The organism is Brenneria populi, assembly GCF_036016195.1.
GTDB classification, from domain to species: Bacteria; Pseudomonadota; Gammaproteobacteria; order Enterobacterales; family Enterobacteriaceae; genus Brenneria; species Brenneria populi.
Genome location: NZ_JAYWTM010000004.1, coordinates 162444 through 187554, shown reverse-complemented (window position 1 = coordinate 187554; position 25111 = coordinate 162444). Strand labels below are relative to the sequence as shown.

General features: G+C 54.4%; 19 protein-coding genes. 9 read left to right on the top strand and 10 right to left on the bottom strand.

The genetic code is table 11. The features are described from left to right. Positions 1 to 46: 46 nt before the first annotated feature. Positions 47 to 868, bottom strand: coding sequence for a pyridoxal phosphatase (locus tag VSX58_RS05590; RefSeq protein WP_327617245.1), 822 nt, complete (start codon positions 866 to 868; stop codon positions 47 to 49). A 148-nt stretch (positions 869 to 1016) separates the two neighbouring features. On the opposite strand from VSX58_RS05590, the gene pgl reads away from it, so the two are divergent. Continuing rightward, a complete protein-coding gene (pgl, locus tag VSX58_RS05585) occupies positions 1017 to 2006 on the top strand; it encodes a 6-phosphogluconolactonase (RefSeq protein WP_327617244.1) in 990 nt (329 codons plus the stop codon). A gap of 156 nt (positions 2007 to 2162) precedes the next feature. Here pgl and VSX58_RS05580 read toward each other — a convergent pair whose 3' ends face one another. The 6 genes from VSX58_RS05580 to metG all read right to left on the bottom strand — a co-directional run bounded on the left by VSX58_RS05580 (position 2163) and on the right by metG (position 11813). Next, positions 2163 to 3413, bottom strand: a complete 1251-nt coding sequence (locus tag VSX58_RS05580) for an LVIVD repeat-containing protein (RefSeq protein WP_327617243.1) — start codon at positions 3411 to 3413, stop codon at positions 2163 to 2165. A 13-nt stretch (positions 3414 to 3426) separates the two neighbouring features. Then, positions 3427 to 4503, bottom strand: a complete 1077-nt coding sequence (locus VSX58_RS05575; protein WP_327617242.1) for a sugar ABC transporter substrate-binding protein — start codon at positions 4501 to 4503, stop codon at positions 3427 to 3429. A gap of 374 nt (positions 4504 to 4877) precedes the next feature. Continuing rightward, on the bottom strand, positions 4878 to 5516 hold the full coding sequence (gene fdnI, locus VSX58_RS05570; protein WP_327617241.1) for a formate dehydrogenase-N subunit gamma: 639 nt from the start codon (positions 5514 to 5516) through the stop codon (positions 4878 to 4880). Further along, entirely contained in the window at positions 5509 to 6402 is an 894-nt protein-coding gene (gene fdxH / locus VSX58_RS05565; protein WP_327617240.1) for a formate dehydrogenase subunit beta, read from the bottom strand. Before fdxH ends, fdnI begins: the two co-directional genes overlap by 8 nt. Before the next feature lie 12 nt (positions 6403 to 6414). Continuing rightward, positions 6415 to 9462, bottom strand: a complete 3048-nt coding sequence (fdnG, locus tag VSX58_RS05560; RefSeq protein WP_327617239.1) for a formate dehydrogenase-N subunit alpha — start codon at positions 9460 to 9462, stop codon at positions 6415 to 6417. Positions 9463 to 9785: 323 nt separating this feature from the next. After that, the gene (metG, locus tag VSX58_RS05555; RefSeq protein WP_327617238.1) at positions 9786 to 11813 is read right to left on the bottom strand and encodes a methionine--tRNA ligase; all 2028 of its coding nucleotides are present in this window, start codon (positions 11811 to 11813) and stop codon (positions 9786 to 9788) included. A gap of 210 nt (positions 11814 to 12023) precedes the next feature. Between metG and apbC the strand changes: the two genes are divergently transcribed. The 4 genes from apbC (at position 12024) to asmA (ending at position 16883) form a co-directional block, all read left to right on the top strand. Next, positions 12024 to 13133, top strand: a complete 1110-nt coding sequence (apbC, locus tag VSX58_RS05550) for an iron-sulfur cluster carrier protein ApbC (RefSeq protein WP_327617237.1) — start codon at positions 12024 to 12026, stop codon at positions 13131 to 13133. Between the two features lie 162 nt (positions 13134 to 13295). Continuing rightward, complete coding sequence (gene udk / locus VSX58_RS05545; protein ID WP_327617236.1) at positions 13296 to 13937, top strand: uridine kinase; 642 nt, start codon at positions 13296 to 13298, stop codon at positions 13935 to 13937. A gap of 243 nt (positions 13938 to 14180) precedes the next feature. Continuing rightward, the gene (gene dcd, locus VSX58_RS05540) at positions 14181 to 14762 is read left to right on the top strand and encodes a dCTP deaminase (protein WP_327612591.1); all 582 of its coding nucleotides are present in this window, start codon (positions 14181 to 14183) and stop codon (positions 14760 to 14762) included. Positions 14763 to 15053: 291 nt separating this feature from the next. Further along, a complete protein-coding gene (asmA, locus tag VSX58_RS05535) occupies positions 15054 to 16883 on the top strand; it encodes an outer membrane assembly protein AsmA (protein WP_327617235.1) in 1830 nt (609 codons plus the stop codon). Positions 16884 to 16973: 90 nt separating this feature from the next. On the opposite strand, the gene VSX58_RS05530 is transcribed toward asmA, so the two are convergent. The 3 genes from VSX58_RS05530 to VSX58_RS05520 form a co-directional block, all read right to left on the bottom strand. Beyond that, positions 16974 to 18560, bottom strand: coding sequence for a TerC family protein (locus VSX58_RS05530; protein ID WP_327617234.1), 1587 nt, complete (start codon positions 18558 to 18560; stop codon positions 16974 to 16976). Between the two features lie 213 nt (positions 18561 to 18773). Next, positions 18774 to 19058 (bottom strand): type II toxin-antitoxin system RelE/ParE family toxin, encoded by a 285-nt coding sequence (locus tag VSX58_RS05525; protein ID WP_327617233.1) that lies wholly within the window; start codon positions 19056 to 19058, stop codon positions 18774 to 18776. After that, on the bottom strand, positions 19055 to 19342 hold the full coding sequence (locus tag VSX58_RS05520) for an antitoxin of toxin-antitoxin stability system (protein WP_327617232.1): 288 nt from the start codon (positions 19340 to 19342) through the stop codon (positions 19055 to 19057). Before VSX58_RS05520 ends, VSX58_RS05525 begins: the two co-directional genes overlap by 4 nt. A 704-nt stretch (positions 19343 to 20046) precedes the next feature. Here VSX58_RS05520 and wecA point away from each other — a divergent pair. The 4 genes from wecA (at position 20047) to wzc (ending at position 25015) form a co-directional block, all read left to right on the top strand. Then, complete coding sequence (gene wecA, locus VSX58_RS05515; RefSeq protein WP_327617231.1) at positions 20047 to 21126, top strand: UDP-N-acetylglucosamine--undecaprenyl-phosphate N-acetylglucosaminephosphotransferase; 1080 nt, start codon at positions 20047 to 20049, stop codon at positions 21124 to 21126. 124 nt (positions 21127 to 21250) lie between these two features. Further along, complete coding sequence (locus VSX58_RS05510) at positions 21251 to 22387, top strand: polysaccharide export protein (RefSeq protein WP_327617230.1); 1137 nt, start codon at positions 21251 to 21253, stop codon at positions 22385 to 22387. A gap of 8 nt (positions 22388 to 22395) precedes the next feature. Beyond that, entirely contained in the window at positions 22396 to 22830 is a 435-nt protein-coding gene (locus VSX58_RS05505) for an arsenate reductase/protein-tyrosine-phosphatase family protein (protein ID WP_327617229.1), read from the top strand. A gap of 16 nt (positions 22831 to 22846) precedes the next feature. Continuing rightward, a complete protein-coding gene (wzc, locus tag VSX58_RS05500; RefSeq protein WP_327617228.1) occupies positions 22847 to 25015 on the top strand; it encodes a tyrosine-protein kinase Wzc in 2169 nt (722 codons plus the stop codon). The last annotated feature ends 96 nt before the right edge of the window (positions 25016 to 25111 follow it).

Here is a 25111-nt window from a genome sequence, read left to right as displayed (position 1 = left end):
CCCGCCTTACTGACTGCGGGGACGGCGAGGGGTGAACCAGGCGGGATTACCCCAGCACCCGGGTTCGGATCACGTCGGCGATCCCCGGTTCTTCATTGTGGCCGATAACCAGATCGGCGCGGGCTTTGACTTCGTCGGCACTGTTGCCCATCGCCACGCCGAGGCCGGCGTTTTCCAGCATGCTGAGATCGTTAAAATTATCCCCGAAGGCGACAACTTCGCTCATGCCGATCCCTTGTTCTTCAACCCACTTGCGCAGCAGCTTGCCTTTACTGTTGCCGGTTTGCGCGATATCGACCTGATCCTGCCATGACCATTCGCAGGCCAGGCCAAGCTCTTGCTCCACGATGGCGGAGAAATCATTTAGGGTCGGGATATTTTCGTGGTGGGTGGCGAATTTCCAGATGGCGAGCGCCGCATCCGCCTGGCGCGCCAAATCGTCAACCTGTCTGAAGGAGGGGCGCTGCAATTCCGGCAGCGACGACGCCCAGCTTTGCGTGCGGGCGACATGCCCGGTCGAATGTTGGTAATACATGGCGTCATCCGCGTACATCAGCCCATGGATATCAAACCGCCGCAGGAGATTCAGCACGCTTTTCGCCTGTTCGGCCGACATGGGATTGGCGTGAGACGCCTGCCCCGTCAGATAATCATAGACGTAAGTTCCGTTGCAGCAGATGGCCGGAGTATCAAGCTGCAGCGCCTGATAGAAAGGGTGAATGGCTGAATGATGACGTCCGGTCACGATGACCACTTTTATGCCCTGTTGGCGGGCCAGCGCTAGCGCGGCAAGTGATTCCGGCAAAATTTTTTTCTGTTGATTCAGGAGCGTTCCGTCGAGATCGAGCGCAATTACACGATAGGCCATAGTAGTCTCGCAAAGTGGCTGTAGAATAGAATATTAACGATGATGTTACACCGTATTTCAGACGGCGCAAAATAGGGGGGAGCTACGGTTCATCCGCCTTTGCTGAAAAGTCTGAGACGTAAAATTCGCATGAATTAAGGAGAGTACGATGCAGCAAGTGGTTTATGTCGCCAGTCCGGAGAGTCAGCAGATTCATGTTTGGCAACTTGGCGAGCAGGGCGATCTGACGTTATTGCAGGTTGTCGATATGCCCGGGCAGGTGCAGCCCATGGTGATCTCGCCTGATAAGCGCCATTTGTTTGCCGGCGTGCGCCCCGAGTTTCGCGTTATCAGCTACCGTATTGATGATAAAGGGTTATTAACTGAAACAGGGGCGGCTTCCTTACCCGGCAGCCCAACGCATCTCTCCACCGATCGCCAGGGGCGTTTCCTGTTTAGCGCCTCTTACAGCGGCGCCAGCGTTAACGTTATTCCTCTGGGCGAAAACGGTATCGCCGGGGAGTCAATCCAGCAGTTGGACGGGCTGGAGGGGTGCCATTCCACCAATATCGACCCCGCCAATAGCGTCGTCTGGGCGCCTTGTCTGAAAGAAGATCGTATCCGTTTGTACGATCTGAGCGCTGCCGGAGAACTGAGCGTGCGCCAGCAGTCGGCGTTGACCACCGCCGCCGGCGCGGGTCCCCGCCATATGGACTTCCATCCCAATCGGCATTTTGCCTATTGCGTTAACGAGCTGAACAGCTCCGTGGATGTTTATCAGCTCAATACGCCGGACGGCAAGTTGCGCAGAGTCCAGACGCTGGATGCGATGCCGGCCGGATTTACCGATACTCGCTGGGCGGCGGATATCCACATTACGCCGGATGGCCGTTTCCTTTATACCAGCGATCGTACCGCCAGTCTGCTGAGTATCTTCCGGGTGTCCGAGGATGGCGGCACGCTGTCGTTGACCGGGCATCAGCCGACGGAGCTGCAGCCCCGCGGTTTCAATATTGACCATAGCGGTAAATTCCTGATTGCCACCGGACAGAAATCGCAGCATATCGAGGTATACCGCATTAACGATTCCGACGGCGCATTACGGCCGCTGGCGCGTTATCCGGTGGGGAAAGGCGCGATGTGGGTGAGCGTGCTATAAGCGCCGTCGTTCCGGCAGGCAGCCCTTTTCGTCGTCCCCGCAGTCTGTAGGCGGGGACCTATTTTTCCAGACGGCGCGGGGGATAGGATTCCCGCCTGCGCGGGAATGACGGAAAAAGGCGCGCATAACGGGAATAACGTGATTAAGCGGCCGCCGTCAGCCGCGGTATTCGATGATGGATAAACCGGCGTTGTAATCGGTGCTGTAGATAATCCCTTCGGCATCGACAAACACATCGCAGGATTGAATCACGCGCGGTCGGCCGGGGCGCTTGTCCACCATTCTCTGCGGCGCGGCCGGCACCAGCGCGCCGGTCTCCTTCGGCTGATAAGGGTTGCTGATATCGTAAACCCTGACGCCGGCGTTCTGATAGGTGGCGAAAATCAGCGTCGAGCTGATAAAACTGCCCGGACGGTTTTCGTGCAGGTTATGCGGGCCGAAGTGCGCGCCTTTTTTCACATAGTCGGTTTCGGCCGGCTGCGGGAAGGTGGCGATGCTGACCGGGTTGCTCGGCTCCCGAATATCGAATATCCAGATAAGTTTTTCGCCATCCTCCTGATTATCCAGCACGGCTTCGTCGAGTACGATAAGCAGATCGCGATCGGGCAGCGGCAGCGCGGTATGTGTGCCTCCGCCGAAAGGCGGGCTCCAGTTTCGGTGGCTGAGCAGCTTCGGCGCGGCGCGATCGCTGACGTCCAGCAGGGTTAATCCCCCGTCGCGCCAGCTGCCGTAGGCGGTATCGCCGCTGACGATGGCGTGATGCAGCGCGTAGCGTTTACCCTCAGGCCAGGCGGGCTTCTCGCCGCCGGCGGTGTGCATGCCGGGCAGCCAGTAGCGTCCGGCGACTTGCGGACGCGTGGGATCGGCCAGGTCGATGGTCAGGAAGATATAGTCGCTGTAGCCGTCAAGCAGCGCGGAAACGTAGGCCCAGCGGCCACCGACATACCAGATGCGGTGAATGCCGATGCCGTCCAGCGATAGGAAGCTGATTTCGCGCGGCTTATCCGGCGTAGAGATATCAAAGATGCGCAGTCCGGCGCTCCAGCTTCGCTCCTGCCGCTTGCCGCCGAGCGTTTCGGCGACCGAGCGGGTGTAGTAAACCTTCTCTTCCGCAAAGCTGGCGTCGGCGAACAGATCGCGGGCGTTGACCACCAGCAGCAGATCGTCGTGCGTCTGTAGGTGAATGCTCCAGGTTCCGGGCGGGGCGGCGATGAACCCGGCGGGCCTGGGGTTTTTCGCATCGCGCACGTCGACGATGGATACGCCCTGCGAGACCATATGGCCGATATAGGCATAGCCGCGATGAACCATGACCTGCACGCCGTCGGGCCTGCCGCCTTGATCGCTGTGTCCGATGAGCCGCATGTTGCGGCTGTATTCCGGCGTGGGCAGAGGAGTGTCTCCCATCTTTTTTCTCCGCTTATTTAGCCTGTTTGGCTTCCAGCGTGGCGAACCACGGGGCGATAAAATCGTCCGTCTGGCCCCAGCCGGGGATGATTTTGGCCAGTCCGGCGACGTTGACCGGGCCAGGCTGGCTGACCAGCAGCGCCTGAGGGATCGCCGCCGCTTTGAACTCATACGCGGCCGGCGTCGGTTCGCCGGCGATTTTATTGGCGATCAGTCGCAGGTTCACCTTGCCAATCAGCTTAGGATCGACCGCCACGCTGACTTTCCACGGGCTGTTGGCTTCGCGCATCAGTTGCAGATCCTGATTGGAGATATCGATGCTGTAGATTTTTATTTCGGAACGGCCGTTCTCTTTCAGCGCTTTATAGGCGCCCTGGGTGAATGCGTCCCATGAACCCCAAATCGCATCGATTTTGCCTTTCGGGTATTTCGCCAGCACGGCGCCCACTTTGTTGGCCGTATCGCCCTGAACATCGGAAGAGACGGCGCCGATGGATTCCAATTCTTTAATACCGGGATTGGCCTTCAGGATTTGCTGATAGGCCGCCTGCCGACGCTCCATCGGCGGGAAGCCGGCCACCCACAGTTTGATGATGTTGGCTTTGCCGTTAAAGTCGTTAACCAACTGGCCGAGCGATTCGTTGGTTAACGAGGCGTCGTCCTGCTGGGTGACGGTGACGCCGGGGATCTCGCCGTTGACGGCGGTATCGAAAACCGAAACCGCAATGCCGCTGTCGACGATGCGTTTAATCAGATCGGTCGAGTAGGGGTCGCGTCCCTGGGACAGAATGATGCCGTCATATTTTTGGCTGATAGCCTGATTGACGAAATCCTGAAAGCGGGCGTCGTCGCCGTTGCTTAGAAAGGTGCTGACTTTGAAGCCCAGCTTTTTGCTCTCTTCCACCACGCCGGAGATAAACTGCGTGGTGTTGTCGTCAGAGCCCAAATTGCGGATAACGGCGACGCGAACCGGGCCGTTATGCTGAGCCAGAGCGGCGGGAATCGGCGCGACGGCGGCGGTTTCGGCGGCGAACGCCGGTAAAGCCGTCGCCAGGCTCAGCGCAATCAAGGCCGGAGTGAATCTCTTCATTATTATTAGCTCCATGGTATGCCGGCAATATACCCTGTAACACGAACGATTTGGGGTATAGGACCATCTTATTGTTTTTGCTTGAATATCCGTCGAGGTTATGGCTGTCTGGATGGCTATTTACAGGCGATAGCGCATCATAACCGCTAAGCGCCGGCTGAGGAATGGGGCCTGTTATGACTTTTAGGAGCAAGCTATAACGTTTAGTTTGTCTGGGAGGGGGATGTTTTTAGCGCGGCAGACGCGGCGCCAGACGGCGCGGCGTCGCCGGAGATCCCGGCCTGCGCGGGGAGCTCCTCAGACTGTTGACAAACCTATCGTCCATTATCGCCGCTCACCGGACTTTGTCAGCAAACTCATCTCCTTTTTATGGCTTACTTCTTCGTTTCCTGTTCCTTTTTCAGGCCGCGCGCCCAGCGGGGATGGTGTTTCCTCGCCCATTGCTCGGAAACCTTGCCCTCAATCATGCCTTTAATCGAACCTTTGACCCAAAATGCCATATACATATGGATCAGAATCGCATGGATCAGTACGATGGCCGCCGCGGCGTGAATCAGAATGGCGTAACGCACCACGTCGATAGGAAACAATTGGGCGAAATAGGGGCGCCACATAATGACGCCTGTAATCAGCAGAACCAGCGTTAGCCCCATGATGCTCCAGAACATCATTTTCTGACCGGGGTTATATTTGCCCACATCCGCCACTTCGTGCTCATTGCCCTTCAGCACTTCGATGATATTCAGAAACCAGGGAATATCGCGCAGCTTGGGGATGTTGTGCCCGACGAAGCGGATAAACATCGGGATCAGGCAGATGACGATCAGGATGCCGAAAAAGGGGTGCATGATGCGTCCCATCTGCGGGGTGCCGAAGGTTTGCGTCAGCCACTGCAGGGTGGGAAAGAACAGCGCAATCCCGGATAGGGCGACCAGGAAAAAGCTGATCACCACGATCCAGTGACAGATGCGGTCAATGAATTTGGTGCGCAAAATCATTTTCTGTTTACTCATGTTTGTTCTCTCCCTCGTTCTCGTGCTCAATCTCTTCCGTGTTCGGGCCGATGCCGACGTAGTGGAAGATTAATCCGGCAAACGTCATGACAAATCCGAGCGCCGACAGGGGCTTCAAAATGCCTTTCCACAGATTGACCGGCGTGGAGATCTGCGGGTTATCGGGAAGATTGTGGTACAGCGACGGTCTGTCGGCGTGGTGCAGCACATACATCACGTGCGTGCCGCCCACCCCCTGCGGATCGTAAAGACCGGCGTGTTGGTAGCCGCGTTTTTTCAGATCGACGATCCGCTCCTCGGCGACGCTTTTCATCTCCTCTTTGGTGCCGAAACGAATCGCCCCGGTCGGGCAGGTTTTCACGCACGCGGGCTCCTGGCCGACGCTGACGCGATCGACGCACAGCGTACATTTATAGACGCGGTTGTCCTCTTTATTCAGCCGCGGGATATTAAAGGGGCAGCCGGCGATGCAGTAACCGCAGCCGATGCACTGTTCGGATTGGAAGTCGACGATGCCGTTGGCGTATTGGATAATGGCGCCGGCGGACGGACAGGCTTTCAAACAGCCCGGTTCGCTGCAGTGCATACAACCGTCTTTGCGGATCAGCCACTCCAGACGGTCGTTTTCCTCTACTTCCGAGAAGCGCATCAGCGTCCAGGATTTGGCGCTCAGATCGGCCGGGTTATCGTAAACCCCGACGTTATGGCCGACTTCGTCGCGGATATCGTTCCACTCCGAGCAGGCCACCTGACAGGCTTTGCAGCCGATGCAGGTGGTCACGTCGATCAGTTTCGCCACTTCGCTTTTATCGTCGCGGGCATGCGGCGGCGGCGTGAAGGCGTTGGTGGCCGAACGTTTAATAATATCTTGAGATTGCATTGACATAGTTGGCTACCCTTACACCTTCTCTATATTAACCAGAAACGCTTTATATTCAGGCGTCTGTGAATTAGCGTCGCCGACGCTGGGGGTGAGCGTGTTCGCCAGGAAGCCTTTGCGCGTCGCCCCTTCGAAACCCCAGTGGCAAGGAATGCCGACGGTTTCAACGGGTTGACCGGCGATGTTCAGCGTTTTAATGCGTTTGGTCACCACCGCTTTGGCTTTGATATAGCCGCGCTGGCAGGAAATTTTCACTTCATCGCCCGCTTTTATTCCTTTGCTTTGCGCCAGGTTTTCGCCAATTTCAATAAACTGCTCCGGTTGCACTATGGCGTTCAGCCGCGCGTGTTTCGTCCAGTGACGGAACAATTCGGTAATGGAATAGGTGGTGGCGACGTAAGGGAAGTCTTTCGCCGACCCCATGGTTTTCGCGTCGCTGGCGAACAGGCGCGCCGCCGGATTCGACACCACGTCGGGATGCAGCGGGTTGGTGCCCAGCGGCGTTTCTATCGGTTCGTAGTGTTCCGGGAACGGGCCGTCCACCAGTTTGTCCATGGAGAACAGTCTGGCGAGACCTTCCGGCTGCATGATAAACGGCCCGGTATCTTTGCCCGGCGGCACGGTGTTGGCGAAGTCGGGAATATCGATTCCGCTCCATTTTTGACCGTTCCACTCCATCAGCTTGCGTTTCTTGTCCCACGGTTTGCCCTGCAGGTCGGCGGAAGCGCGGTTGTAAAGAATACGGCGGTTCTGCGGCCAGGCCCACGACCAGTTCGGCGTGCAGCCCATGCCGGCATCGGCGTTGTCGCGCCTGTCCATCTGGTTGCCGGCTTCCGTCCAGCAGCCGGCGTAAATCCAGCAGAAACTGGCGGTGGTGCCGTCGTCGCGCAGTTGGGAAAAGTCGGCGATCTGCTGGCCTTTTTTCAGGATCAGTTTGCCGCCGTCGTCATAGATATCGGCCAGCGCCACCCCGTTGGCCTCGCGCGCCACCTCTTCCGGCGTCGGGTCTTGCGGGTCGCGGTAGTTCCAGTTGATGTTCATCAGCGGATCGGGGTAGGCGCCGCCCTCTTCCCGGTAGAGTTCGCGCAGGCGGGTCAGCAGCTTGCCGAGGATTTTTCCGTCGTGCAGCGCCTCTCCCGGCGGCTCCGCCGCCGCCCAGTGCCACTGCAGCCAGCGGCCGGAGTTGGCGATGGAGCCGTCCTCTTCGGCAAAGCAGGAGGAGGGCAGACGGAACACTTCCGTTTGGATCGACGCGGTATCGACGTCGTTGAACTCCCCGTGGTTCTGCCAGAACGTCGAGGTTTCCGTGGCTAACGGATCGATGGTCACCAAAAACTTCAGTTTGGATAACGCTTCGACGGCTTTGTTTTTATTGGCGAATGCGGCGATGGGGTTGAAACCCTGCACGATGTAGCCATTGATTTTGCCTTCGGTCATCAGTTCGGTCTGGGCGATGATGTCGTAGCTGCGATCCCATTTCGGCAGCCAGTCATAGCCCCAGCTATTGGCCGCCTGGGCGTTCTCGCCAAAGAAACTCTTCATCATGCTGATAAAGAATTTCGGGGTGTTTTTCCAGTAGTTAACCTGATCGGGCAGTAACGCCGCCGGCGTGATCTGTCCCAGATAGGTTTGCAGATCGGTCTGTTTTTCCGACGGCAACGGCATATAGCCCGGCAGGTTGGTGGTCAGCAGGCCGAGATCGGTATAGCCCTGAATGTTGGAGTGGCCGCGCAGGGCGTTGACGCCGCCGCCGACCATGCCGATGTTGCCCAGCAAGAGCTGGATGATGGCGGCGGCGCGGATAATCTGCGCGCCGTTGGTGTGGTGGGTCCAGCCCAGCGCGTACATAAAGGTGGCGGTTTTTTCCGGAGCGCTGGTTTCGGCCAGCGTGCGGCAGATCTCCTCATAGGCTTTGGCGGGGGTGCCGCACAGCGAAGTCACCATGTCGGGAGTGTAACGCGCGACGTGTTTTTTCAGCAGATTCCATACGCAGCGGGGATGGGAGAGCGTCTTGTCGCGTTTGGCGAAGCCCGCGGCATCCAGTTCGTAGTGCCAGCTGGATTTATCGTACTGGCGGGTTTCTCGGTTATAGCCGCTGAATAGGCCTTCGTCAAAACTGAAATCGTCGCGTACGATCAGGCTGGCGTTGGTGTAAGACGTCACATATTCGTGATGGACTTTGTCATGGGTGATGAGGTAGTTGACGATGCCCAGCAAAAATGCGGCGTCGGAGCCGGCGCGAATCGGCGCGTAGAGGTCGGCCACGGACGCGGAGCGGTTGAAGCGCGGGTCGACGACGATCAGCTTCGCATCGTTATGGGTTTTGGCTTCGATGGCCCATTTAAAGCCGACGGGGTGCGCTTCAGCCGGGTTGCCGCCCATCACGATAATCACGTCGGCGTTTTTGATATCGACCCAGTTGTTGGTCATGGCGCCGCGACCGAAGGTCGGGGCTAAGGCGGCGACGGTCGGGCCGTGGCACAGGCGAGCCTGACAATCGATGGCGACCATACCGAGCGAACGGGTGAATTTCTGGTCGAGCAGCCCGGTTTCGTTGCTGGCGGCGGAGGAGCAGAGCATCCCGGTGGTCACCCAGCGATTCACGGTGTCGCCTTTGGCGTTGGTGCGCTGAAAATTGGCGTCGCGGTCTGCTTTCATCAGGCGCGCGATGCGATCGATGGCGTCATGCCAGCTGATGCGCTGCCATTTATCCGAGCCCGGGGCGCGATATTCTGGATAAAGAAGACGATTCTTGCTGTGAATATAGTCCACCAGGCCCGCGCCTTTCGGACATAAAGAACCGCGGCTGACCGGGTGGTCGGCGTCGCCTTCGATATGAAAAACAGAGGGTTTGGCGTTTTTTGCGCCATCGCCCAGGCTGTACATCAGCACGCCGCAGCCGACGGAGCAGTAAGTGCAGTTGTTACGCGTCTCTTTCGCCCGCAGCAGTTTGTATTGACGTACCGATGCCATTGCTTCCGTCGGGGTAAAACCCAACACCGCGAGCGTGGTCCCTGCCATGCCTCCCGCGCAAACTTTAAAGAAACCTCTTCGATTCAGTTGCATTAGTTTCCCTATATTTTTATGTATAATTTTTGTTGCAGGCAATTTAACAACACTCAAACTGTGGGTTTTGCGCCAAATCAAAAAGTAAGTATTTAAGGTCTGTTCCTAGGGGTTTAAGTGCGGGATTTTTGTGCGCTGTATCACGTTTTATATAGCGCTTGGTTAGCTTTGTGTTGCTTGGCGGTTGCGTTCGGTAACACGGAGAGGCGGGTGATATCAGGTGTTAAAACGGAATGTTAAAAAGGCAGAACCTGAGTTCTGCCTTGGGGGATGATATAAATCCGCCGTTCCCGCCTGCGGTCGCGGGCAGGGCGGTAACGCGGTTATTTCACCTGCATACCGGGCTGCGCGCCGCTGTCCGGGCTGAGCAGGAAAATGTCTTTGCCGCCGGGGCCGGCGGCCATGACCATGCCTTCCGAGAGACCGAAGCGCATTTTGCGCGGCGCCAGGTTGGCGACCATCACCGTCAGACGCCCCTCCAGTACGGACGGATCGGGATAAGCGGTGCGGATGCCGGAGAATACCTGGCGGGTTTCGCCGCCCAGATCCAGCGTCAGACGCAGCAGCTTATCGGAGCCGTCAACCAATTCCGCCTGTTTAATCAGGGCGATACGCATATCCACCTTATCAAAATCATCGAACTTGATGGTCTCTTGAATGGGGTTATCCGCCAGCGGACCGGCTGCGGCTTTTGCCGTCGCCATATCCTCTTTGGAGGCATCCACCATGGCGTTAACCTTATCCAGATCGATACGGCTGAAGAGGGCTTTAAAGGTGTTTACCTGATGGTTAAGCAGCGGCGCGGCGATTTCGTCCCACTTCAGCTCGTGGTTAAGGAAGGCTTCGGCACGCTGCGCCAGCGCGGGCAACACCGGTTTCAGGTAGGTCATCAGCACCCGGAACAGGTTGATGCCCATAGAGCAGATGGCTTGCAGATCGGCGTCGCGGCCCTCTTCCTTCGCCACCACCCACGGCGCCTGTTCATCCACATAGCGGTTGGCCAGATCGGCCAACGCCATGATTTCGCGGATTGCCCGGCCCGATTCACGGTTGGCGTAAGCTTCGGCGATGCTTTCCGCCGCGTCGGTAAAGGTTTTATACAGCGCTTCATCCGCCAGTTTTTCGGCCAGCCGGCCCGCGAACCGCTTGCTGATAAAGCCAGCGTTGCGGGAGGCCAGATTGACCAACTTGTTAACGATGTCGGCGTTCACGCGCTGGACGAAGTCTTCCAGATTGAGATCGATATCATCAATACGCGAAGAGAGTTTCGCGGCGTAATAGTAGCGCAGGCAGTCCGCATCCAGGTGTTGCAGGTAGGTATCGGCCTTGATAAAGGTGCCGCGCGATTTCGACATCTTGGCGCCGTTGACCGTCACATAACCGTGAACAAACAGGTTGGTCGGTTTACGGAAACGGCTGCCTTCCAGCATGGCCGGCCAGAACAGACTGTGGAAATAGACGATGTCTTTACCGATGAAATGGTACAGATCGGTGGTGGAGTCTTGGCGCCAGAATTCGTCGAAGTCAAGATCGCCGCGTTTGTCGCACAGATTTTTGAATGACCCCATGTAGCCGATCGGCGCATCCAGCCAGACATAAAAATATTTCCCCGGCGCATCCGGCACTTCGAAACCGAAGTAGGGGGCGTCGCGGGAAATATCCCACTGCTGCAGGCCGGCGTCGAACCACTCCTGCATCTTATTGGCGACCTGCTCCTGCAGCGCGCCGGAGCGCGTCCAGGCCTGCAGCATTGCGCCAAACGCGGGCAAATCGAAAAAGAAGTGCTCTGATTCGCGCATCACCGGCGTGGCGCCCGAGACGGCGGATTTCGGATCGATCAGATCGGTCGGGCTGTAGGTCGCGCCGCACACTTCGCAGTTATCGCCGTACTGATCCGGCGCCTTGCATTTCGGGCAGGTGCCTTTCACAAAACGGTCCGGCAGGAACATGCCTTTTTCCGGATCGTAAAGCTGAGAGATGGTGCGGTTTTTAATAAAACCGTTCTCTTTTAGCCGGGTGTAAATCAGCGCGGACAGTTCACGGTTTTCTTCGCTGTGCGTGGAGTGATAATTGTCATAGCTGATGTTGAAGCCAGCGAAATCTTTCTGATGCTCCTGACTCATCGCCGCAATCATTTGCTCCGGCGCTATTCCCATCTGCTGCGCTTTCAGCATGATTGGCGTGCCGTGGGCGTCGTCCGCGCAGATAAAGTAAACCTGGTTGCCGCGCATTCGCTGGTAACGAACCCAGATATCCGCCTGAATGTGTTCAAGCATATGACCGAGGTGGATCGAACCGTTAGCGTAAGGCAACGCGCACGTTACCAGTATTTTCTTTGCGACTTGAGTCATGAGGAACTTGCTTTCTTTATTGGTGATTGAGGGTCATTGATGTTAACCGATAGCGCCTTACTGCGTAAACCGCTGCCTTGCCTAAAGCTGCGGCTGATTGGCGAATCCAGCGTTTAAAATCTTTTACCTTGCGCCGCGTAAGTCTCCTTCCCCTTCTGATATGCTATGACGGCTTTTACGGTTAAATAATGAAAATTTTAAGGAGCCGGAATGAATTCCAAATCCCCCGAACAGCGGCCAGAGGCGCTGCATGCCATGGTGACCGGGGTACTATCGACCTTTCAACACCCGACGCTGAAAAACAACCTGACCACCCTGAACGCGCTGCATCACTGCGCGCTGCTGGATGATGTGCTGCATATCGAATTAGTCATGCCGTTTGCCTGGCTGAGCGGGCTGGAGGCGTTAAAAGAGACGGTGAGCGACGAACTGCTGCGCCTGTCCGGCGCCAAAGCGGTGGAGTGGCGCCTTACGCATAATATCGCCACGTTGCGCCGGGTGAACGATCAGGCCGGCGTCAAAGGGGTTAAGAATATTATCGCGGTGAGTTCCGGCAAAGGCGGCGTCGGCAAATCCAGCACCGCGGTCAATATGGCGCTGGCGCTGGCGGCGGAAGGCGCCAATGTCGGTATTCTGGATGCCGATATTTACGGCCCGTCGATTCCGACGATGCTGGGGTCCGCGAGCGAGCGCCCGACTTCGCCGGACGGCCAGCACATGGCGCCGATCATGGCGCACGGGCTGGCGACCAATTCGATCGGCTATCTGGTCACTGATGATAACGCCATGGTGTGGCGCGGTCCGATGGCGAGCAAAGCGCTGTTGCAGCTGTTGCAGGACACCCTCTGGCCGGATCTGGATTATCTGGTGCTGGATATGCCGCCGGGAACCGGGGATATTCAATTAACGCTGGCGCAAAGCATTCCCGTCACCGGCGCGGTGGTGGTGACGACGCCGCAGGATATCGCGCTGATGGATGCGATGAAGGGGATCGCCATGTTCGAGAAAGTCAGCGTGCCGGTACTGGGGATCGTTGAAAACATGAGCGTCCATATTTGCAGCAACTGCGGCCATCTGGAGCCGATTTTCGGCACCGGCGGGGCGCAAAAACTGGCGGAAAAATACCATTGCGCGCTGCTGGGACAGCTGCCGCTGCATATTTCGCTGCGTGAAGATCTGGATCGCGGCGAACCGACGGTGGTCAGCCATCCGGACAGCGAGTTCACGTCTCTCTACCGTGAGCTGGCCGGCCAGGTCGCCGCTCAGCTTTATTGGCAAGGCGAAGTGATCCCGACGGAAATCTCTTTTCGGGCGCTGTAGGCGGCGGACGACGGGGGCGGGATAAGCGCCGGCATTCGGCCGCTCCCCGCCCGTGCAGTGGTGGAAACGCTGGCGTGAACAGCCTTAACTCCCTATAATTGCCGCGTCACCACACCGCTTGGTGTATCCCTCTTTTTTTATGTTAATCAGGTCTTTAATACCATGACTGATAAGTCTCACCAGTGTGTCATCATCGGGATAGCGGGCGCGTCTGCTTCCGGTAAAAGTCTTATTTCCAGCACGTTGTACCGTGAATTGCGTGACCAGGTCGGTGATCAGCATATTGGCGTGATACCTGAAGACAGCTACTACAAAGATCAAAGCCACCTGACGATGGAAGAGCGGGTGAAGACCAACTACGACCACCCCAGCGCCATGGACCACAGCCTGCTGCTGACGCATTTGAAAATGCTGAAAGCGGGTCAGGCGGTGGAGCTTCCTCTATACAGCTATGTTGAACATACGCGTAAGCAGGAGACTGTGCATCTTGATCCGAAGAAAGTCGTGATTCTGGAGGGGATTCTGCTGCTGACGGAAGCCCGCCTGCGCGATGAGATGAATTTTTCCATTTTCGTCGATACGCCGCTGGATATTTGCCTGCTGCGCCGTATGCGCCGCGACGTCAACGAACGCGGCCGCTCAATGGATTCCGTGATGGAACAGTATCAGAAAACGGTGCGTCCCATGTTTATGCAATTTATCGAACCCTCAAAACAATACGCCGATATTATCGTCCCGCGCGGCGGGAAAAACCGTATTGCGATTGATATTCTGAAAGCCAAGATAAGCCAGTTTTTCGAATAATCTTTTTGGGTTTTTACTCAGTGTATACTCTAAATAATTCGAGTTGCAGGAAGGCGGTAAGCGAGTGAGTCCCCAGGAGCTTAGATAACTAAGTGACTGGGGGAATGACAAATCTGCCGGGAGCAGATTTGAACGCCGCTGGCGGCGGCCCCAACGGAGCGAGGCCCATGGATGGGCCGAGTAACAAAGCCAACGCACCCGCAACTTGAAGTATGACGAATATAGATGTGTGTGGAGAAAAAAATGAGACTGTGTGACCGTGATATTGAAGCCTGGTTGGACGATGGCCGATTGATGATTACCCCGCGCCCGCCGACGGAAAGAATTAACGGCGCGACCGTTGATGTCCGTTTAGGAAATCAATTTCGGGTATTCAGAGGGCACACGGCGGCCTTTATTGATTTAAGCGGCCCGAAAGATGAAGTCAGCGCGGCGTTGGACCGCGTGATGAGCGATGAAATTAACCTGCCGGAAGGCGAAGCCTTCTTTTTGCATCCGGGAGAGCTTGCGTTGGCGGTCACGCTGGAGTCGGTGACATTGCCGGATAATTTGGTCGGCTGGCTCGACGGACGCTCTTCTTTGGCGCGTTTAGGCTTGATGGTTCACGTTACCGCGCACCGGATCGATCCCGGTTGGCAAGGAAGAATTGTGCTGGAGTTCTATAATTCAGGTAAGTTGCCCTTGGCGCTGCGTCCCGGAATGATGATTGGCGCGCTGAGCTTTGAGCCGCTTTCAGGCCCGGCGGCCCGTCCTTATAACCGCCGTCAGGATGCAAAATATAAAGATCAGCAGGGAGCGGTGGCGAGCCGTATCGACAAAGATTAATTCAGACAGTTGACAAACCTATCACCCTTTATCGAACGGTGATAATGGAATGGAAGAGTAAAGCGTCCGCGTCAGGGACAAAGGCGTAGGGAACGCCTTTGAACGTCGCTTGCGACGGCCCTGAAAGGGGGAATCTCAGGGATGAGATTCCTATTCGCGCGGCTCGAGCATACAGGGACGTACTTGCCGCGTCTTTACGAGCCATCCATTATCGCCGCTCATCGGACTTTGTCAGCAAACTCATTAATTGCCAATACTGTCTGTGATGAAGCGTACGACAATGAGGATGGCATGAGAAGATTTCTGACAACGCTGGCGATTCTGCTGGTTGTGTTGGTGGCAGGAATGACGGCGCTGGTCGTACTGGTGAATCCCAATGATTTTCGCGCTTACATGGTAAGGCAAGTCGAAGAGCGAAGCGGTTATCAGTTGCGATTGGATGGCGATCTGCGCTGGCACGTCTGGCCGCAGCTTAGTATTTTATCCGGCGGCATGGCGCTGAGCGCGCCGGGATCGACCGCGCCGGTGGTCAGCGCGGAAAACATGCGTCTGGACGTTAAGCTCTGGCCGCTTCTCTCCCATAAACTCGCCGTTAAACAGGTTATGCTGAAAGGCGCGGTCATCCGACTGACGCCGGACAGCGAGGTTAAACAGACCGGCAATTCGCCTATCGCCCCGCCGGGATCGTCTGCTCAGGAAGGGCGGGGGTGGCGGCTGGATATTGATAAGATAAGGATCGCCGACAGCCTACTGGTTCTGCAGCGTAACGATAATGAACATATAAACGTTCGCGATATCAATTTATTGATGGAGCAGGATAGCAACCGTCAGGTGCATATCGAGCTCTCCAGCCGCATCAACCGCGATCAGCGGGATATCGCTTTCTCCCTGGCGGCCAATATGGATATGGCGCATTTCCCGCAGCAGGTAACGGCGAATATCGAAAAGCTGGAATACCAAATTCAGGGCGCGGGCATTCCCGGCGGCGGTATTTCAGGCAAGGGCAGTTTGCAGGCCAGCTATCAGCATCAGCCTGAAAAAATCACGCTAAGCCAGCTGGCCCTGAGCGCCAACGAAAGCCAGCTCACGGGAAGCGGCAGCGCGACGTTCGGCGCTATTCCCGACTATGCGCTGGATTTGAAGTCTGACAACATCGATCTGGATACGCTGCTTGGCGTCCGAGCGACCACGCAAAAAGGCGCCTTATCCGTTCAGAGTAAAGCGGGAAAACCGGTTATCTCCTCTGAAGAAGAAGATAAAACCCACGATGACGCGCTACAGGGGTTTAGCGCGCGGTTGTCGTTGCAGGCGGCAACGTTGATCTATCGCGGGCTTAACATCAGCCGGTTTACTCTTCAGGCGACCAATCAACAGGGGCTGCTGAATATCGCCGCGCTGAACGGCAGGCTGGGCGAGGGACGCTTTTCTCTGACCGGAAAAATGGATGCCGACGCTTCCCCCGCGATTACGCTGCAACCCGAAATTCATGATATGGATATCGCGCCGCTGACGGCCGCGTTTGATTTGCCCGCAACGCTGAGCGGTAAATTCTCGATGAACGGCCAATTAAGCGGCAATGCGTTGACGCTTGCCGCCATTACCCGGCAATGGCAGGGGAGAGCGGCTTTGAAAGTCGCCAACCTGCGTTTACAAGGATTGAATGTTCATCAGATGGTGCAGATGGCGGTGGCGCGCGGCAACAGCAGCATTCAGGGAATGGAGCGCTATGAGCGTTATACCGAGATCCGGCAACTGACGGGAAATGCCCAGCTGAACGCCGGAAAACTGCGCATCAGCGATCTCAACGGCAGCTCTGAGTTTCTGTCGCTGACCGGGAATGGCCAGCTCGATCTTTTAGCCAGAACCTGCGACAGTGACCTGGGCGTGAAGGTGCTTTCAGGGTGGCGCGGCGACGAGCAGTTAATCAAGATATTGCAAAATACGGTCGTGCCGCTGCGCATCTACGGCCCCTGGGATAAGTTGAGTTATCAGCTGCAGGTAGAGCAGCTGTTGCGTAAGCGCTTACAGAACGAAATGAAAAGACGGTTAAATGATTGGGCCGATAAAAATAGTCAGAGCCAGAAAGGTAAGGACCTGAAACAGCTGCTCGATCGGCTATAAGGCGCTTTTCAGACGGCGCGGCGCCGCTGGAGGTTCCCGCCGTCAGTAGGCGGGGATCTGCTTTTTCAGACGGCGCGGAAGCGCTGGAGATCACACCTCGAAGTCAGGCTGCGGCTCGGCATTGCGCGTAATCAACACCTTCACGATGCGATGGCTCTCCACCGTTAAAATGGTGAAGGTGTAGCCGTCGATGGATAACGTATCGCCAGCTTCCGGGATCCGCTGCGAATGCTCCATCAGCAGGCCGGCCAGCGTATAGTATTCCCGTTTTTCATCCAGCTTGATGGGGACGTACATGGTCAGATCTTCCAACGGCAGATAGCCGTTGGCCGTCCAACTGCCGTCGGCATTCTGCTGAATGTCATGGCGGGCATCCACTTCCTCGCCGGCTAACGGCAGATTGCCGGCGATGGTTTCCATCACATCGCTCAATGTCACAATGCCTTCCACCGAACCGAACTCGTCAACCACAAACGCGAAGTGAGTACGCGCTTCCCTGAATTGCTCGAGCGCCAGCAACAGAGAAAGCTGTTCGGGAAAGACCAGGGGCTGACGCACCAGCGTCCGCAGGTCAAATGGCGCATGGTCCAACTGCTGCTGTAATAGATCCGTGACATTGACGACGCCCAGTATCTCGTCCGATTTCTCGCTATCAATGATCACCATACGCGTGTGCTGGTTGTTTTTTAAGATCCGCGCCAGCTCATCTTGCGAGGCAGAAAGCTCAACCGGATCAATATCATGGCGGGATGTCATAATACTGCTGATGGCGCGCTGCGACATGCCCAGAACCCGCTCTATCATACGGCGTTCCTGCAGATTAAAAACTTCCTGTCCGGTCTGGGTGTTGTCCGCAATCATGGAGGAGGTTTCGTTATTCAGCTCGGCCTCTTCATGTTCTCCCTTCAAAATCCGCAGCACCACCTCCGCCGTGCGCTGGCGCAAGGGGACGGACGAGGAGAGAAAGCGCCGACGGTTAAACATCGATACCTGATTAAACATCTCAATCAGGACCGAGAAGCCGATTGCCGCATAGAGATAACCTTTGGGGATATGGTAGCCAAAAGCGTCTGCGACTAGGCTAAAGCCAATCATCAGCAAGAAGCTCAGACACAGAATAACAATCGTTGGATGCGCGCTGACAAAGCGGGTTAACGGCTTGCTGGCTAACAGCATCAGGAAGATGGCGATGGTTACCGCGGACATCATCACTAATAGATGTTCCGTCATGCCGACGGCGGTGATAACGGAATCCAGCGAGAAAATGGCGTCCAGTACGACAATTTGGGCGACGACGGGCCAGAAACGGGCTCCCTTGCGCTGCGTATGCTGTTCCTGATCCTTACCTTCCAGCCGCTCATTGAGCTCCATTGTCGCCTTAAACAGCAGGAACACGCCGCCGACAAGCATAATGACGTCGCGTGAACTGAATGCGTGTCCGAGCAGTGTGAAAAGCGGGGTCGTCAGGGAGACGAGCCAGGAAATCGACGACAGTAAAATCAGACGCATCACCAGCGCCAGCAGCAAACCGACGACTCGTGCTTTATCTCTTTGTTCTTTAGGCAGCTTTTCAGCCAGAATGGCAATGAAAACGAGGTTATCAATACCCAGCACCAGCTCCAGCACTACCAGCGTCGCCAGACCGGCCCATATTGTTGGATCAATGATCCACTCCATACTTGTTATTTCACCTTTAATTAAATACCACGCCGGATAGCGTATCAGGGCAAGCGCGGATGAACCAGAATTTGTAGGGGTATTTTATGGTGATGAATCAAAGCAATGGTATAGAGACTGAGGATTTGACGATGTAAAATTTACAACTCCAGATTGTTCTTGTTTTAGTTGACTCAGTCAGCTGTACCCATGAAAACAATGTAAAAAGGCGTGTTAAACAGGCGGCCATGCACGAAATGTACTAACCAGGGACAATATCCATACAGTATTTTCATCCTCGCTGATTTCATACACCATACGATAATGATGATGAGGGAATAGTTCACGAGTACCGGGGATCTTGCTGGGAACGCCCATTGCTGGCTGCTCTTCAAGGCTGATGGCACTTTCACTAAAGTGATTATCCATCTTAACCGCAGCAACCGGATTATCAGCTGTAATATAGTCCCATATATCAGCACGATCTTGCTCGGCCTCAGGGGTCCAGATCACTATCACGATTTGTTATTGCCTGCCGTCACCTCGTTGCGGCGCGCAGCAAATGCTGCTTCGACCTCGTCGTTTGTGCGGCCACGGCCAGCCGTCATTGACTTACGGGCAATGTCGACTTTGCGGCGGAGGTAGGTATCATAGTCACGACTCTGCCTGCGCTGCTCAATATAGCCTCGCATCAATTCTCGAATAACCTGAGCAGCAGGCCGATCGTCGGCTGCCGCTTCCGCCATGAACGCATCGCGCAGCTCAGGCTCCAACTTCATGGTGAAAACTGCTTTTGTCGTCATAATGCCCCCTATAAAGATATACCGAGTATATACCAAAGCATTATCTTGTGACGTACTATTTAGGGGGAGGGGCAACATTATAGGCCGATTCAATGTTCGGCTCTTGTTGCTGCCCTGGTAAGCGGAACGGCGTTATTCCGGCGCAAAAATATCACCGTTGCCTAAAAAAAAGGCAAACAATCCCTTTTGTGTGGGGTATAGCCATGTTAGGGCGCGTAGCGTTTGAAGTGTATTCAATCAGTGAATAGAATATGTCGCCATAATTATTGTGGTTTTGTGGCGCATAGAACGTTATCAACAATCAATCTTCATAAAATATGCCGATTTTATTCGTTAAGTCGGCTTTTTGTTCTAATGGATGTGGGATGGTTATGGATGGACGTAGTCTTTTTCTGAAAAGACCCGCTTAGGACATCTTCTCCTTGTGCTCTGCAATTAGTAGTCAATACTATTAGAACGCAAAATTTAGTTTTGCAACAGGGATCGTCTTTTTCAACAAAAGACGGGTGTCTCAGTAACATTTTTGTTACCAAACTCACCCCCTGAATAAAAAATAAAATCTCGCACATAGACTGTGCGATTCGCGGCGCCAAATCTGACTCCGTAGAGCGGTTCCGTTTTTTACAGTGCATTGGTAGCTATAAGCCAAGGGCGGTAGCGTGTCTGATGCTACATGATTTATAACGGTTGATGATGATGCGAAAATGCAAGAATTTACCCTAGTGTTTATAAGTGCATTTATTGTCCTTTTTTTCGCAAGAAGGGCGGCGCTGACTATTGGGTTAGTGGATAAACCCAATATCAGGAAACAACACCACGGCGATGTTCCTCTGGTTGGTGGCGTTTCTATTTATCTGGCGTTATGGGTTTTATATGCACTCCAACCTGAATGGCTGCCCTATTTCCCTCTCTATATGGTTTGTACCGGTGCGCTGCTGATCGTCGGCGTATTGGATGACCGTTTCGACCTTCCCGTATTACCCCGTATCGTTTTGCAGGCGCTGGTCGCTGTCGTAATGATGTATGCCGGTCTCTATTTGACCTCGCTGGGCAATGCGCCATTTGGCTATGAAATCTTTTTAGGCGCATGGGGTTATGTCATTACGCTGTTCGCCGTATGGGGAGCCATCAATGCTTTCAATATGATTGATGGCATTGATGGCTTACTGGGGGCGCTTTCCTGTGTTACTTTTGGCGCGCTTGCCGTTCTGTTCTACTTTGGCGGGCAGGACGAGCTGGCGCAGTGGAGCCTATGCATGCTGGCGGCAACGCTGCCTTATCTATTATTAAACTTGAGTGTTTGCGGCGATAAATTCAAGGTATTTATGGGCGACGCCGGCAGTACGCTGATTGGTTTTACGGTAATTTGGCTGCTGGTGCTGGCGACGCAGGGAGAAGAGGCCGTTATGCATCCGGTAACCGCGCTGTGGCTGATAGCTATCCCTTTAATGGATATGGTAACCGTAATGATTCGCCGCACGCTTAGGGGGGATAGCCCGTTTAAATCCGACCGCGAGCACATTCATCATATTTTGCTGCGCTCGGGGTTAACGCCGCGCCTGGCGTTGTCTATGATTGTCGGTGCGGCAATTTTATTTGCGGCAATTGGCATCATTAGCGAGCGCAATGGCGTATCTGAGTCTATTATGTTGAGCGTATTTCTTGTGGCTTTTGTCGGTTATTTCTGGTCAACCCCGCGCGTATGGCGAGTCGTGGCAGGGTTTAGACGCATTAGCCATGGCCGGCAGAATACATTGATGAACCGCATGGCGCAGCGGCGTTAACAGGTAAATTACCCGCTTTTTGTACGTTAGACCTTGGGTTCATTCGAATAAATCTTCTCTATAATAATCGATCATTTTGTAGGGATTTGCGCAATTTTCAATCAAAAGCGATGGCATACACAGGATGATAAAGCACAAGTTAAAATTGTTACCGTTGGTGGTGTCAACCGTTCTGCTCAGTGGTTGTACCCTCGTCCCCGGAACGCATCTTTCCACCGGTGGTAAAGAAGTAATTGAACAGCAGGATGCTGATTTTGACATTAATAAGCTTGTCAACATTTACCCGATGACGCCTTATCTGGTGGAAAAAATGCGCGCTAAACCGCTGGTGGCGCAGAATAATCCGGCGCTTGAGAGCGAATTGCAGAGTTACGAATACCGTATCGGTATCGGCGATGTCATCATGGTTACCGTTTGGGATCACCCGGAACTCACCACGCCGGCGGGGACGTATCGTACCGCGGCGGATACTGGCAACTGGGTGCACTCCGACGGCACTATTTTCTATCCTTATATCGGTAAGGTAAAAGTCGCCGGTAAAACGGTGACTGAAGTTCGCGACCAGATTATGAGCCGTCTGGCGACCTATATTGAATCTCCTCAGGTTGACGTCAGCATCGCCGCCTTCCGCTCGCAGAAAGCCTATGTGACGGGCGAGGTGGCTACCTCGGGGCAACAGGCGATAACCAACGTGCCGTTGACGATACTGGATGCGATCAACAAAGCGGGCGGCCTGACGGAAAATGCCGACTGGCGCAACGTGGTGTTGACCCATAACGGCAAGGAGCAGCGTATCTCGCTGCAGGCGTTGATGCAAAACGGCGACCTGTCGCAAAATCGCCTGCTTTACCCCGGCGATATTCTCTATATTCCCCGCAATGACGACCTGAAAGTGTTCGTGATGGGCGAAGTGAAGAAACAGAGCACCCTGAAAATGGATCGCAGCGGCATGACGCTGACCGAGGCGCTGGGCAATGCCGAAGGCGTCGATCAGGCGTTTTCCGATGCCACCGGTATCTTTGTCATTCGTTCGCTAAAAGGGGCGCAAGGGCCGAAACTGGCCAATATTTATCAGCTTAACGCCAACGATGCCACCGCCATGGTGATGGGCACCGAGTTCCAGCTTCAGCCTTACGATATCGTCTATGTGACCACCGCCCCGGTGGTGCGCTGGAACCGGGTTATCAGCCAGTTGGTGCCGACCATCTCCGGATTTAATGATTTGACCGAAGGCTCGCTGCGTGTGCGTAATTGGCCGTAGAGATAACAATGTTTGATTCTATTTTAGTCGTATGTGTCGGCAATATCTGCCGCTCCCCGACCGGGGAGCGGCTGCTTAAGCAGGCGTTGCCCGCGAAACGCATAGCTTCCGCCGGATTAGGGGCGCTGGTAGGAAAACCTGCGGACGCGACCGCCGCCGAGGTCGCTTCTCAGCATGGCCTGTCGCTCGACGGGCACAGCGCGCAGCAGCTAACCTCTTCGCTCTGCCGCCAGTATGATTTGATCCTGGTGATGGAAAAAGGGCATATTGACGCGGTGGGGCGCATCGCCCCGGAAGTCAGGGGTAAAACCATGCTGTTCGGCCACTGGCTCAATCAGCAGGAGATTGCCGATCCCTACCGCAAAAGCCGCGAGGCGTTTGAATTCGTCTATTCACAACTTGAGCAGTCCGCCCGCAAATGGGTGCAAGCACTAAATCTTTAATAAGTCAGGGAAACCCATGGCAGAGAAAATTTCAGTAAAAGCATCTGAAACCGCGTCAGATGAGATTGATTTAGGGCGTTTGTTAGGCACGTTGCTGGATAATAGATGGCTGATAATCGGCGTGACCGCCGTATTTGCCATTATTGGTATTCTGTATGCGACATTGGCTACGCCGGTGTATCGCGCCGATGCGTTGATTCAGGTAGAGCAAAGTCAGGGTAATTCGCTGCTGAATGATATTACCAGTATGCTGCCGGATGCCAAGCCGCAGTCGGCGGCGGAAATTGAATTGATTAAATCGCGTATGGTCATCGGTAAAACCATTCGCGACCTTTCTTTAGATACGGTGGTTGAGCAGAAATATTTTCCGGTGTTCGGCAAGGGTCTGGCGCGCATTATGAAAGATGAGCCGGGAAAAATTGCCGTTTCTCGTCTTGATGTACCGGACTCCTGGCAGGATGAAAAGATTGAATTAACGATATTAGGTCCGACAAGCTACCAGCTCATAGCCGGTGATATTGTTAATTTTACCGGCAGTGTTGGTAAGTTAGAGATCCACGATGGTCTTAAGCTATTAGTGAGTGATATTGCAGCTCCGGAAGGCACCGTTTTTGGTTTAAGGAAATTAAATGAATTAACCGCCATTAAAGATTTACTGGAGAATCTTTCCATTGCCGATACTGGTAGAGATACTGGGGTGCTACAGCTTAGTCTGGAAGGGGAAGATCCTGCCAGTATTAGCAAGATTTTAAATAGCATTAGCCAAAACTATTTGCAGCAAAACGTTGAGCGTAAATCGGAAGAGGCGGGCAAAAGCCTGGAGTTTCTTAAAGAACAGCTGCCCACCGTGCGTAATTCGCTGAACGAGGCGGAAAATAAGCTTAATCAGTATCGTCAGCAGAATGAGTCAGTGGATCTTTCTCTGGAAGCTAAATCGGTGCTGGATACCATGGTTTCCGTCGAAACCCAGCTAAATGAGTCGACCTTTAAAGAAGCGGAAATCTCTAAGCTCTATACCAAAGAGCACCCGGCCTACCGCGCGCTGCTGGAAAAACGCAGAACGCTGGAGCAGGAGCGGGACAAGCTGAATAAGCGCGTGGGCGCAATGCCGAAAACCCAGCAGGAGATCCTGCGCTTAACTCGTGATGTGCAGGCCGGGCAGGAAGTCTATATGCAACTGCTGAATAAACAGCAGGAGCTGAGCATTAATAAAGCCAGCGTGGTGGGGAATGTGCGTATTATTGACCCTGCCGCGACGCAGATAAAACCAGTTAGTCCTAAGAAAGCAATGATTGTATTGCTAAGTTTAATTCTTGGTGGTGTACTTTCTACTGCCTTTGTAGTTCTTAAGACTATGTTACATAAAGGTATTGAAAGCCCGGAACAGCTGGAAGAGCTGGGGATTAATGTGTATGCCAGCGTGCCGCTTTCTGAATGGCAGCAGAAAAAAGACCGGGAGTTATTTACGCGCAATAGGGGTAAAAAAACCAATGCACGCGCCAATGAATTATTAGCGACCGGCAACCCAACCGATTTGGCGATCGAGGCGATCAGAAGCCTGCGCACCAGCCTGCATTTTGCTATGATGGAGGCGAAAAATAATGTGCTGATGATCTCCGGCGCCAGCCCGGCAATAGGGAAGTCTTTTATCAGCGCCAACCTGGGGGCGGTGATTGCCCAGTCGGGCAAGAAAGTGCTGATCGTCGACTGCGATATGCGCAAAGGCTATGCCCATGAACTGCTGGGGACAGAGAGCACCAACGGATTATCGGATTTGTTGTCAGGGCAAACTGCCGTGGAAAAGGCGGTAAGGAAAACCGCGGTGGAGAATATGGACTTTATTCCCAGAGGGCAGATTCCGCCCAACCCTTCCGAGCTATTAATGCATAGCCATTTCTCTGACTTTATCGATTGGGCTTCCCGACATTATGAGATCGTGCTGCTGGATACCCCGCCGATTCTGGCGGTAACCGATGCGGCCATTATCAGCCGTCATTCCGGCACATCGCTATTGGTGGCCCGTTTTGAGATGAATACCCTAAAAGAGATTGAGGTGAGTATTCGCCGTTTTGAACAGAATGGCGCCGAGATTAAAGGCGTTATTCTTAATGCGATTGTCAAACGAGCGGCGAGTTATTATGGCTACGGTAATTATGACTACTATACCTATGAGTATAAAAAATAGATAATCTGACGTTTAGATTTTATTCAATATTAATTCGATTTTAAAATAAGTTCGTCTTCATTGAAGGCGAACTTTAAATTTGGCTATAAAACTAAG